We start from the raw sequence: 12,472 nt of genomic DNA on the forward strand, positions 1-12,472 counted from the left end.
ATGTAAATTTTGTTATTTTTTCAAATTCGCTACCTTCTGATTTTTGGCAGTCGTCGTATTTTGTTTGACTTTGCTGCTAAGGGTAGTGGGAAAAAGTTTTTGATAGCACGTTTGCAATTTCTGTGTTGTCTTTTTGGAAAGAGGCAATTTTTCCTTTCCTACTTCGGCTTGCAAAATCTCAAAACAAAAAAGGTACTCGGTCTTGTTGCCTTTGTTGTCGTAGAGTTCCAGCCCCAAAGTAGGCGCAAAGACTCCCAAAAATTCGTAGTTGCGTTTTTCGAAAGCAGTGGTATCGGATAAGATTTTGCCCAACGCTATCAGGGTGCTATCTTTCAAATCTAAAACTTTTTGATACTGAAACGCCTTGAAAATCAGGGAATCTTCTTGGGCGTAGGCTGCACTTCTGCCTGTTAGGTCGTAGGCTCTACCTTTGACAAAGTTTTTTATCTTTTCGTTGTGATGCTGTGAAATAGCCTGTTGAAAAGGGTTTTTCTGTGGCTTTTCGGTTTTGTTGGTATCGCTCTGAACGGGGTCGTCGGCAATGACAGGATTGTCCAGTTTTTTAATTTGGCGATGAGACTCTGGTTTTTTGAGCTTCAAGATAGGCGAATCGAGGGCTACCAAATGCAGGTCTGCCCCCTCTTTTGCCACTTGTAAGGGAAAATGACCTTGTTGGGTATCCTGCTGCCCTTCAAACCAAAACCAAGAAAAGAGAGAAAAGAGTGTGAGAAGAAAGGGAAGTTTCATGTCGAAGTGTTTAAAAGTAAAAAAATAGTATTGTTTGTAGCCCTTTTTTTTAGAGTATATAAAGGTTGTAGGCAAGTCCGATTTCTTCAAAATCAACATAAAGCTGTAGCCTACCTCCCTGCGAATTGAGCTTTACGAAACGGATACGGCACTCTACTCCGTTTTGATTAAGACAAGACCAGCCCATGACGCTATCGCCATCACTATCTTGACTTTCACCCAAATATTCAATGACATCATACACTTGTTTGCGTTCAGCGTGAAGTTCTATGCGGTTGTTGTCCATATCAATCGTACCCAGCACACTAAGTTTTTGATAGGGCGACCAATCTGTCCATGTGCCGCTATTTTTTTCCCGATAAGAAAAATCTTGTGTCTTGAATTTGATGACCTGCGCCGAAAGGGAAAAGCAGGCGAGCAGAAAAAAGGTCAGAAATAGAAGGTATCGTTTCATAAAGAAAGAGGTTTATTTTTTCCAATGGTTATTATTTGGAATGTAGAAAGAATAATTTGGGACAAGTATTTTTCCGCCCAATACATTCACATGTAGGCGCAAGGCATCTACGATGTCTGAAAAAAGCGGCTTAAACTTAGTACCACTCAAAACGGCTGCATTGTTCTGCCCTACAAGGTTTTGCATGTAGGAAAAATCGACGCCACCTCCTTGGGCATCACCAATCGCTACTGCCTGCACGATGGCACGCGATTGCAACCTTTGTGCGGCTTGCAGGGCAGTGCTTGGGTCGTTGGGCAAACCGTCGGAAAGGATAATGACGACATTTTCCTGCGAATTTCCCGTAACGGCACTTTCCACTAAGGCAAGCGCGTCGGTCAGATTTGTACCACCAGTCGCCACTAAAAAGGGCTGTTGTGGATTACCCGTCAGCGTGCTTGGGCTGCGCTCCATTGTAGCATAATCATCAAAGGCAATTAAGGCAACCTGTGCAGTTTGCTTCAAAACGGGGTCGGCAGCGATTTTTTGCCAAGTATCTTGCAAGGCGGCATTGAGCTTGTCCATCTTTTCCCCCGACATCGAGCCAGAGCGGTCGGCTACGATAAAGAAATTGATTTTTGCGCCCAAAGTCGCCGTTTTTCCGCTTGGGTTTCCATATTGAAGCCTTAATTGCGCGTTTGCCTCAAATCCGATAAAGACAAGGCAGAATATTAAAAAAGTAGTCAGACGTAACATCTTGTTGTGAAATTTAGGGTGAGAAAAACAGAGATGCGTCTTTGTAAGACGTAATGCAAAGTTAGTTTGTCCTTTTTTTAATTCAAAATAAAAACCTTATTGCATGCAATCCCATGCAATAAGGCACAACCACTTTTCGGAAAAATTGCTTTATAGGCTTGAATAGTGGCACTTTTTTGCGATTGCAACGCCTTGCAAGACTTAAAAAAAATTAAAAACAGGCGTGGCAGAAAACAGTGTTTCGGTTTGGAAAGCTACCTTCTTTTTCATTTCGCCCTCTTTTTGTGTATCTTTGCTATTGCTTTTTCGTTTGACAAGATACGCACCTTTTTTCCTACTATTCTTCAATATGATAGGCTTTCCAAGTCAAAGGCAAGTCTATTTTAGCCCCCTTAATTTTATGTTGGACATCATTGCAGTAACGCTTATTTTCTCTATTCCGCTATCTGCCATCTTGGGTAGTATTTATATCAAAAGCAAAAAACTAAACCTACAAAAAGCAGAAAGCAAACGCCTACTCGAACTTTTAGAAGAAAACAAGCAAATCAAGAGCCGCTTGGAAAGCCTCGAAACCATTATCGCAGGCGCAAATTTGGAGATGCTCACTTCGGGCAGCCTCGAAGATAGCGAACAAGTACGCGCCCAAATTCAGGCGATGAAAAAGCAAAGCCGCTTTCGTTTGGAAGACTAATGAGAAAAAGAGAAAAGGCGGTTTAAAAAAAAGGCACTTCTGGCAGGCATTTCAAAACTTATTCCCCTTTGGTGAAGTTGGAGAAGAGAGCTACCTTTGTGGCTTTCTCCTTGCCTTATTTCCTAATTTTTCCCTGCCATGAAACAACAACTCTTAGAAGAAGCATACGCCCTACTACAAAAGCGACAATTTCAAGAAGCACACGCGCTTTTTTTGCGCCTTCAAGAAAACGAAGCTGCCGATGTACGGATTCTATATGGCTTGGGACTTAGTTATTTTTACCAACAGCAGATAGAAGCCGCCATCGATACCTACACCCAAGCCCTTGCGCTTGCCCCTACACAAGCCGAAATTTGGTCGGATAGGGGAGTCGCCTATTTTCACAAAGGCAACAAAACCGCCGCCCTCAATGATTTAGATGAAGCCCAACGCTTAGAGCCACACAACCCCTACCGCTATTCAAGTCGTGCCTACATTCGTGCCTCCCTCAAAGATTTGGAAGGTGCAATCCAAGACTATGAAAAAGCCATCGAATTAGACCCCGACGACGCTGTGGCTTACAACAACTTAGGACTTTTACAAGACCAATTAGGATATAAACAAAAAGCACAGAAATTCTACAAAAAAGCCGACGCTTTGGCACAAGACCAAGCTGATGCCCCTTCTTTTGCACCCAAAAAAGAAGCGCGAAAGGGCGAAGAAGAAGACGCGCCCGTCAGCCAAGCCGAATTTAAAGCCCTCAAAGAAAGTATTTTAGGAAATGAACAGACCGAAAAGCAGCCTTCTCAAATAGATGCACCGCCGCCAAAGGCAAAAATTACACTAAAAAGCTATTGGCAGGTAGTTTGTCAGATAGCGCAAAACAAGCAAGAGCGCAAAGCCTTTTGGGAATTTATCAAGACGACCTTACAAGGAAAAAAATAACGGCAAACCTACTTTTTCCTCACTTTCACTATCGCATTTATACTTTTTTAGGCTAAAAAACGTATATTTGGTATGTACGCTTTGGTACGAACTCAAAAATCCTCTGCTCACCTCTCTACAAGCGGTTATGAAGCCCACGCGCTGCACAGGCAACTACATCTTACGCTCTCTCTTTGGCTTATCGGCTCTTTTAGCCTCCGATAAGCAAGGGAAAGGCTATGCCGCTGCCTCATTTTCGCGCTCTTTGTGTCGCCTAAGCCTCATCTTTTTGCTCGCTACTGCCCCTTTTGGCGCACAGGCACAAGAACTGCCCTACCAAGACCCCCTCAATAAACCCGCACTTTGGGCGCAAATCATACAAAAACCACTTTTTCAGCCCCTTTGGGAAGAATATCGCGGTAAAAAATGGACACAACTAAGCCCACAAGAGCGCGTAGAAGTCAAGATGTGGCAGCAAACGGCTATGCTTCTTTTTGTGCAAAAGCGAAACCCCAATAATGGGCAAAACAACGCTGCTATGGCGCAAAATAATCAGAAAAATCAGACAACAACAAACGGCAGCAATACAAATAGTAGTACAAAAAATAATACACAAAGTCAGGTAAAAAATCAGACTAAAAGCCCCTACGCCCTACGTCCCGAACATGTAGAATTGCTAAAAAGAGAAGAAATCCGTACTTATGTGCGCGAAATGGAAGAATTTGTGATGCTCGAACCGATGGAAGTGGAAGATTTGAAAGAAAACCTTTTTGAAAACTTCTTTTTGATAGAAGATTACTTCTTCGAGGAATTTAAGCGGTATGGCGCAAGCTATGTTACCTACAAAAAAACGCACCCCAAAGGCGATTATAGCGAAGACCAATGGATTGAGGAAAAAGAAAACGAGCTACTAAATTTGAAAAAATCTTACATAGAGAAAGAAAAATTTGGCTTTTTAGAAGCGCAACTCCAAAAACAGTAAGTTCATAAACTTGTTTGGCACTATCTTCATATAAAACACGTCTTAAAAAAGTAAAAAACGCTGCGCCTCTGGCATTACGCGCCTTTTTTAATTTTGCGTTCTTGTTTTGTTTTTGTACAAAAATTGGGTTTTGGTGTATAGAAAGCGTATAAAATGCGGTTTTATTGCTTCAAAACCACTCGCCTATGTGAAAGCCTTTGATAGAAGAAGGCGACAAATTGGGTTGAAATTCTTATCTTTACTTTGCGAATGGTTTGGAAAAAAAGCGCGTCAAGATGGTTTGGGGTCATCAAGAAGCCCAACAAAATGCGTTTTTTCTGCGTCTTTTCTCTGTTTGAAAGTTGCTCGATGTAGCACTTCTTCTGCTTCTTTTCGTCTGCTCTGTTTCTACCCTACTTCTTTCCTACCTCTATTCCTATCCTATCCAAACAATTACTTTCCTATGAAAACTTCGCCTACTAACCTGCCTTTTTTAGGAATTGCTTCTCACACTTGGCGGCTGACATTTTTACTGCTTTTCAGCCTCGCTCTTTTCGGACTCTCGCCTATGGCAAAGGCGCAAAAAAAACTAAACGACCCACTTTCCAAACCTGCAATTTGGGCGAAACTCAAAGCAAACCCAAACCAATTAGGACTTTGGGAGGAATACTTGGGTAAAAAGCTCGAAGCGATGAGCGCGGAGGAAAAAAATCAGATGCTTACGTGGCAGGACGAATTGGCACTTTTGGCGTTGGCTTCGAATGAAATTGTGGTCAGTGTATCGGCTACCACCAATCAGGACGACGAATATTTTATCTATGAATTGCAGGCGCAGGAATGGAAAAATATGCAGGAGGTAGTGATGAACCCAAGTGATGAGATGACGCATCTAAAACAAAATGTAGATGAAAATTTTGCCATCTTAGAAGACCTCTTTGCTGAAACTTTCGAAGAGTACGGCGAAACCTACGTTTATTATGCCGATAAATATCCTACCAAAAACTACTCACAGACGGCATGGATAGAGGAGCAGGAAGCCAAAATTCGCAGCTTCAAAGAAAAAGAACTCGACGACATAAAGGCGCGTATCATCAAAAAATAACGCCCTTTCGCTAATTTTTATCTGAAAGACGGTAGAATTTGGTGGGCAAAAGAAAAAGTATTAAATTTGCGCTCTGTTTTCCAATTCCTTGTGTCTAATTCCTTTGGCAAGTGGCAAACTCCTCTTGCTGTCATCTAAATTTTATCACGTCATGAAAAAAGGTATTCACCCTGAATACAGAGATGTCGTCTTTTTGGATACATCAAGCGACTTCAAATTCCTTACTCGCTCTACTGTGGCTTCAAAAGAAACCACTATTTGGGAAGACGGCAAAGAATATCCCCTTGTAAAGGTAGAGATTAGCTCGGCTTCGCACCCCTTCTATACAGGTGCAAAAGGACACGTAGGCGCACAAGCAGGTCGCGTAGAACGTTTCAACCGTCTTTATGGCAAGAAAAAATAAGCCCTCTGGCACTGATTTTCGGCTATCCTTTCGATACAAAACAAAAAAAGCTAAGAACGTTGCGTTCTTAGCTTTTTTTTAGGGCTTTTTTTTAGGGCTTTTGTTAGATTTAAAACTTGACTTTAAAAGCAAAACTGCCCTTTTATTTTTCACCCTATTGTCGCCCTATTTTCGCACACTTTGGAACAAAAACTTGGCAAAATCGAAGGCAGAGTCGGCTAAATTCCTACCTACCAAATCCATCACAAAATTAACCGTCTTTTCGATGGCGGCATCTGTTTTTTCGAAGCCCTTGCTGCTATCGCGCAACCAAAAGCGCAACAAAAATTCGGTTTCTGCCCAAATCAGATTGCTATACTGACCGCTCAAAAACATGCGGGGCTGCACTTCTTGGGTATCGATGCCCTCATCTATCAAATTTGCGATATAATTTCTAAACTTTTCCTTAAACTCATGCAGCGTTTTATTTCTAAAACCGCCATTGCGCTTATCGAAAATAGTAACCAAATAACTACGGTTTTCCTTCAAAACTTCCATCAGGGTAAAATAGAACGCCAATAACTTTTCGCGCACCGAATACTCGTGATACACCTCGTCATTTTGCAAGCGTGTGATAGTTTCTTCAAACCAATCCGCCCAAATTTCCTGCTCTATGTTCAGAAACTGACTATAATATTCGTAAAAAAGGCTCTCTTTTTCACCCATCTCTGCCATAAGGTTGTAGATAGAAGCAGGCACAACGCCTCGCTCGCGCACGTACTTGATAAAAGTGGCTTTAATTTGCGCCGCCTGATTTTGCGCCTCAAAGTGGGGTTCGGAATCGTTGATAGGGGGTTGATTTTCCATAGTGCAAAGTTTGTGTCGTAAAGGTTCGAAACGTAATTTTGATACAAGAGATAACGAAAAAAGGTAGAATAGGGTTTAAAAATAAGGCTGACAGAGCGTCTGAAAGGCTGGATACACTTTTTTATTTGGTAATATTTTTGCTTTTTGCTCTTCTATTGTGTGAAAAAAACAGCAGGGCGATACTACAAAACCAAAAGCCCTGCGCTGTTTTTCCTACCACAAAATTTCTAACTTGTTTCACCTCACTAAAAAAGGGCTGATGATGCAGACACTCAATCCCAACTGGATTACGGAAGGGCATCTCGACTTCGAGTACAAAAAATGGCTGCTTTTGGCATACCTACAACACAGCCACAAAGAATTTGATGCCCAAAAATTATACCCCATACTTTCCGATTTACATTTTCATTATCAAAATTTACTACACCTTAAAAATCAGAAGAAAATCTTGCAGGAGCAATTTCCAAAAGAACTTTCGAAGGCAGATTTTGAAAAACTTACTTTGCACTACAAAGAAATTTTAGAAGATGACAATTTTATGCGCGAATTAGAGGCTATTATTCAATACGCGCTGCCACTTTTTTCAAACGCGCTCGAAGTAGGGAAAAACTTGTATCAGACCATAGAAGAGCAACTCAAAATCGCGCCCATTGGCATTACGCCGCTATATTTTCAGGAAGGCTATTTGTTTTTTTCCATTCAACCGATTAAAAACATGCAAATTTATCGCTACCAAACCAGCATTTTTGAAAATGCGCAGGCAAAGTGGCGCGGTTTGCACCTACAATATGTAGAAACGGTAACGAAAAGCCTTAGCCAAACGTATGAAAATCTGAAAGTGAATTTGAGTCAGCGTTTTCCACAGCTACCCAATCCTGCCACTTTTCTGATAGAAGCCCCTATCAACCCGCCCTTCGAAGAGTCGCTTTTTCCGATAGCCAAGCGTTTGCTTTTGCGCTACCTAAGCCATTTGGAAAAGTAAAAGGCTGATACAAAAGGCTTTGAGCCTTTCCAAAGTCGTACTTTGTTTTGATTGCGTGTATTTGTACACGCAATTTTTGTTTTCTTTTATTTATTTTTGATTATTTCTGGCTATTTCAAAATTTATGTCCGTATCCTCTCCAAAATCTATCGCTGCCTACATTTGGTATCTGCCACTGCTTTTTGTGGCTCTGTTTGCTTTTTTCTTCGGCATCGACCTTTTTTTAGACCTTCATTTGGCAAAGGCGGTAGGCTTTCCACGCACAGGCGCAGGCATAGTGGGCATTTTTCTGGGTGCTTTTGTGCATGGCGACCTTTTTCACCTCTTTTCAAATGGGCTTTCTTTTCTGATTTTGGGCGTAGCCGTCTTGTTTTTTTATGAAAAAATCGGACTCAAAGTGTTTTTTCTTTTGTATCCGCTCACAGGTTTTGGAATTTGGCTCTTTGCGCATCAAGGCTATCACATTGGGGCAAGCGGTTGGCTCTATGGCTTGGCAGCCTTTCTCTTTGCAGGCGGCATTTTTAGGGCGGAAAAAGCCTCGTTGATGGTTTCCTTAGCCGTTGCGGTGCTTTATAGTGGGCTTTTGGCAGGTATCCTTCCAACACCAGAGATAAAAGCCGCCCATATCTCTTGGGAAGCGCATCTCATTGGCTTGGTGATAGGGTTTGTTTTGGCTTTTATTTACAAAGATGAAAAAATCCGCATCTTACAAGAAAGTGAGCAAGCAGGAGCGCAAAAAAAGCAAACGGCGGCGGCAGAAAAGCCTACTTTCGGTTTTGTCCCTTTGCGCGGAAAGCATTTTTATTACACATTCAAAGAAAAAGAAAAATAAGATTTAGGCTATTAGGGCGAAAAAAGAAGGTAAAGGAAGGCATTGTTACAGCGGTCAGAATGTCAAAAAACGGGGTTTTGTACTTCGCGCAAACCTGCTGAACCCCCACCCTGCCCCAGTAATGTTAAATTCTAAAAATTAAGTTCGAATGTAGGGACAAGGCACTGCCTTGTCCGCAGTGAGATTGAAATAAAAAAGGATTTTCAGACCCAAAAATAGGGTTCAGTCCAAATTTTATTTCGTTTCTAATTTGATAAAACAAGGCTTTTTGCAGAACTTAACATCACTGCACCCTGCCCTCCCCCCATAGGGGAGGGTTCGAAAACCAAACTAATTTTCAAGATTTTGCATAATAAAGCAAAGATATTTTATGATAAAAAAGCCTCGCTCTATAGGATAGTGATGTTAAGTTCTGTAAAAAGCCTTGTTTTATTATAGTTTTGTCAAATTTGAAACGAAATAAAATTTGGACTTAAACCCTAAGGGTCTTCAAGACCCTTAGGGTTTGGGGCATAGGACAAGGCAATGCCTTGTCCCTACATTTGCATTTGATTTTTAGAATTTAACATCACTGCTCTCTCCCTGTGTTAGACAAACAAGACACGCCAAATAATATTTGCCGTTTTAGAAGAACTTAGCTATTTTATTTTATGAAAAGGGAACTACTTTTTTAGTTTTTAGGGCAGGCGAAATTCCTATTTTAGATTTTTTTATCTTTGCGCATCTCTCTTTTCTGTATTCACTACGATTCACCACTACCAATGAACGCATTTATATCCTCCCCTTTACACCTGCCTTCGAAAACCTTTGTGGTAGGCTTGTTTTGGACATTGCTCTGCCTTTCGCCCTCTCTTTGGGCGCAACAAGAAGAAACAAATACAAATCAAGGACTCAATTTGGGTACGCTGACGGGCAATCTACAGTCCGACTTTCGCTATTACCGCAAAGATAGTCTTATCAATGCCGAGCAGCCACCTGAAAAAATTGGCTCAAACAATTATCTCCAACTCAACTACCAGCGGGGCAATTTTCGTGCAGGCATACGCTATGAGGGCTATTTTCCGCCTCTTTTAGGCTACCCTAACAATTTGAGAGGGAATGGGCTTGCGCACCGTTTTGTAGGATATAGCGTTGGGGGTTTAGATGTTACGGCAGGTCATTTTTACGAACAATTTGGCAATGGCTTAGTCTTACGCCTGCAAGAGGATAGATTTATCGGAATTGACAATGCCATAGATGGTTTGCGTGTCAAATATAATTTCAATGATGCTGTTTATCTGACAGGTTTGGTAGGCAAAATTCGCAACGGCTTTTTAGGGCTTAGTGAAGGCACAGTGCGAGCCGTCAATGCAGATGTGTATGTGAGCAACTTTTTCCCTGCCCCAGAAAATGGCACGCGCAATCTGACCCTAAGCGTTGGGGGTAGTTATGTGAGCAAATACGAACCTTATTTGGGTACGCGCGACTATATTTCCGAAAATATCGCAGCTTATTCGGGTAGAGCCGCTCTAAAATTTTTCAATTTTAGTGTAGATATGGAAGCCGCCTATAAAGAAGGCGACCCTACACGCCTCAATAACTACATCAATAAAAGCGGTTCGGCGTTTTTGCTCAATATGAACTATTCGGCAAAAGGCTTAGGGCTTTCTTTTTCTGCCAAGCGCATCGATAACATGGACTTTCGCGCCGAAAGAACAGCCATTGACAACGTCATGTTTATCAACTTCGTACCCGCCAATACGCGCCAGCACACCTACCGACTCCTAACTTTGTACCCTTATGCTGCCCAGCAGGTAGCAGGCGAATGGGGTTTTCAAGGCGAAATGGTCTATACCTTGCCCAAAAATAGCGTTTTAGGAGGCAAATACGGCACTACGGTCATGGTAAATTATGCCACTGCACGCAACCTAACCACACGCGCCCTACCTGATGAGCGCGGCTATGAAGCCGAACCTTTCCTTATCGGCGAAAAGGTTTATTATCAAGATTTTAACATAGAGATAAACCGTAGATGGAACAAAAAATTACGCACCATCTTCATGTTTGCCAAGCTCGATTACGACAAAGACCAAATCGAGGGTAGAACAGGTTACGGCTTAGTCAAATCTACAACCGTCATCGGCGAGGTGCAGTATAAAATCAGTAAGAAAACAGCCCTGCGCGTCGAATTGCAACACATGAGTACCGAGCAAGACTTCGGAAATTGGGCGTATGCCTTAGCCGAGCTAACCTTCGCGCCTAACTTTTCTTTCTATGTAGCCGATGAATACAACTACGTCAGTGGCGATTATACAGGCACGCGCAAGCACTACTACGATTTTGGGGCAGCCTACGTAAAGGGCGGCAATCGCTTTGCTATTAGCTACGGCAGACAGCGAGCAGGCTTACTCTGCGTTGGGGGCATTTGTAGGATAGTGCCAGCATCGAGCGGATTTAGTTTCTCTATCAATAGCACTTTCTAAATCAGTTTGTACTTTTTTCAAAGAAATAAACCCAACGATATTAGATTTCCAAAATGATTCGTATTTGTAGAGATAAGGCAGTGCCTTGTCCCTAAACCTGCATTTTCGTAGGGACAACGCACAGCGTTGTCCGAACTATGCACGAATGAACCAACCCTGTTTTTCAATTTTGCCCTGCGGACAAGGCAATGCCTTGTCCCTACAAGGGTAAAATGTGGGTCAGTTTTTTTTTAAATAGGTTAAAAATCAAGACGGCATTTCGCTTTGGATACGCAACACCGCCTCGACGGAAAGTTGGCTAAGGGCGGCAGTTTGTTCAATGCTTAACCCATTTTTTAGACAGTTCTGAACAAAAATGCGCGAAAGTTCTTGTTTTCCTATCTCGATGCCGATTTCTATTCCTTCTTCCCTACCTTCCTCTCTGCCTTCTTCTCTGCCCTCTTCGCGCGAGGTATCAAGGCTATTTTTAAGGTCGCGGTAAGATTTTAAGCTATCCTCGTATGCTTGTCTATCGTTGGTAGAAAACTGCGCCACTTCCGCAATTTTAAATATTTTCTTGAAGGCGATTTCCTGCAAACGGGCAGGCATCTCTTCCAAACTTGCCAAGTGCCGCAATAGATAAAACCACTTTTCTTCGGGCGTTTCGAGCTGTTCGAGCGGTTTGGTAAAATTGGGCATTTGTAGGAAAATAAAGGAGAGCTTGTCGTAAAAGATGCGGTTGTTATTGACATTGACAAGTTTGATTTGCGCCTTTACTTCATCTTTACTACTTTCATCTTCAAAGACAAAATCTAAAATGGCGATAAAATAAATAGGCAGGAGTCTGAAATTCCACTCGCCTTTTTGCGCCTGCTCCTGAATGGGAAAAGTGGTATAGTAAAGCGCACGGTCTTTGAAATATTTTTGCTTTGCCTTTTGGAGTTCTATGATAAATTTTTCGCCTTTTTCATTTTCGCAAAAAAGGTCATAGACCACTTTTCTATCTACTTCGGAAAGCCCTAAATGTTCTGTTTGGCGATACTCTAAATTAACTACCTGCTGGTCGGGCAGGACAGCATTGAGAAAGCTAATCAAAATATCTTTGTTTTCTTCCGTCCCAAAGAGTTTTTTGAAGCCAAAATCTGTAAAAGGATTGATAAAACGTGCCATAGAAATAGGTAGAATAAAGGATAGAAAACAAATCACACAACACACAAAGATACGATTTTTGCAAACCACAACCAAACACTGCGCGAAGGTTGTCTTGGGCAATTTTAGAATAAGAGCAGCGGCTTACAGTTTGGATTTGTACGCCTGATATAGGAGATTTTTCCTATCTTTGAAGCTACATTCTCAAAAAACAGACCCATATCCT

Annotated in this window: 13 protein-coding genes; 8 read left to right on the forward strand and 5 right to left on the reverse strand. The window is 41.9% G+C overall.

All coding sequences use genetic code 11. The annotated features are described in order from the left end of the window. Positions 1-12: 12 nt before the first annotated feature. Genes G500_RS0116255 through G500_RS0116265 form a run of 3 tightly spaced genes read right to left on the reverse strand, consistent with a single transcriptional unit; the run spans position 13 to position 1,936 of the window. The gene (locus G500_RS0116255) at positions 13-747 is read right to left on the reverse strand and encodes a hypothetical protein (RefSeq protein WP_154657197.1); all 735 of its coding nucleotides are present in this window, start codon (positions 745-747) and stop codon (positions 13-15) included. 49 nt (positions 748-796) lie between these two features. Further along, the gene (locus G500_RS0116260) at positions 797-1,201 is read right to left on the reverse strand and encodes a hypothetical protein (protein WP_027003323.1); all 405 of its coding nucleotides are present in this window, start codon (positions 1,199-1,201) and stop codon (positions 797-799) included. A 12-nt stretch (positions 1,202-1,213) separates the two neighbouring features. Further along, positions 1,214-1,936, reverse strand: coding sequence for a vWA domain-containing protein (locus G500_RS0116265; RefSeq protein ID WP_027003324.1), 723 nt, complete (start codon positions 1,934-1,936; stop codon positions 1,214-1,216). Between the two features lie 349 nt (positions 1,937-2,285). Here G500_RS0116265 and G500_RS0116275 point away from each other — a divergent pair, with 349 nt between their 5' ends. The 5 genes from G500_RS0116275 (at position 2,286) to G500_RS0116295 (ending at position 5,996) form a co-directional block, all read left to right on the forward strand. Continuing rightward, complete coding sequence (locus G500_RS0116275; protein ID WP_035757755.1) at positions 2,286-2,627, forward strand: hypothetical protein; 342 nt, start codon at positions 2,286-2,288, stop codon at positions 2,625-2,627. 138 nt (positions 2,628-2,765) lie between these two features. Beyond that, positions 2,766-3,551, forward strand: coding sequence for a tetratricopeptide repeat protein (locus G500_RS25210; RefSeq protein ID WP_051203755.1), 786 nt, complete (start codon positions 2,766-2,768; stop codon positions 3,549-3,551). A gap of 67 nt (positions 3,552-3,618) precedes the next feature. Continuing rightward, positions 3,619-4,512, forward strand: a complete 894-nt coding sequence (locus tag G500_RS0116285; RefSeq protein WP_154657199.1) for a hypothetical protein — start codon at positions 3,619-3,621, stop codon at positions 4,510-4,512. Positions 4,513-4,954: 442 nt separating this feature from the next. Continuing rightward, positions 4,955-5,593, forward strand: coding sequence for a hypothetical protein (locus G500_RS0116290; protein ID WP_027003327.1), 639 nt, complete (start codon positions 4,955-4,957; stop codon positions 5,591-5,593). 151 nt (positions 5,594-5,744) lie between these two features. Next, positions 5,745-5,996, forward strand: a complete 252-nt coding sequence (locus tag G500_RS0116295) for a type B 50S ribosomal protein L31 (protein ID WP_027003328.1) — start codon at positions 5,745-5,747, stop codon at positions 5,994-5,996. A 165-nt stretch (positions 5,997-6,161) separates the two neighbouring features. Here G500_RS0116295 and G500_RS0116300 read toward each other — a convergent pair whose 3' ends face one another. After that, the gene (locus G500_RS0116300; RefSeq protein ID WP_051203757.1) at positions 6,162-6,842 is read right to left on the reverse strand and encodes a TetR/AcrR family transcriptional regulator; all 681 of its coding nucleotides are present in this window, start codon (positions 6,840-6,842) and stop codon (positions 6,162-6,164) included. A gap of 232 nt (positions 6,843-7,074) precedes the next feature. Here G500_RS0116300 and G500_RS0116310 point away from each other — a divergent pair, with 232 nt between their 5' ends. The 3 genes from G500_RS0116310 to G500_RS0116320 all read left to right on the forward strand — a co-directional run bounded on the left by G500_RS0116310 (position 7,075) and on the right by G500_RS0116320 (position 11,118). Then, entirely contained in the window at positions 7,075-7,824 is a 750-nt protein-coding gene (locus G500_RS0116310; protein WP_245574500.1) for a hypothetical protein, read from the forward strand. 124 nt (positions 7,825-7,948) lie between these two features. After that, entirely contained in the window at positions 7,949-8,656 is a 708-nt protein-coding gene (locus tag G500_RS23885) for a rhomboid family intramembrane serine protease (protein ID WP_051203758.1), read from the forward strand. Positions 8,657-9,417: 761 nt separating this feature from the next. Continuing rightward, entirely contained in the window at positions 9,418-11,118 is a 1,701-nt protein-coding gene (locus tag G500_RS0116320) for a DUF6029 family protein (RefSeq protein ID WP_051203759.1), read from the forward strand. Positions 11,119-11,364: 246 nt separating this feature from the next. Here the strand turns inward: G500_RS0116320 and G500_RS0116325 are convergent, their stop codons facing one another. Then, a complete protein-coding gene (locus tag G500_RS0116325; protein WP_027003333.1) occupies positions 11,365-12,267 on the reverse strand; it encodes an Rpn family recombination-promoting nuclease/putative transposase in 903 nt (300 codons plus the stop codon). Positions 12,268-12,472 lie beyond the last annotated feature (205 nt).

Source organism: Hugenholtzia roseola DSM 9546, assembly GCF_000422585.1.
Lineage (GTDB): Bacteria > Bacteroidota > Bacteroidia > Cytophagales > Bernardetiaceae > Hugenholtzia > Hugenholtzia roseola.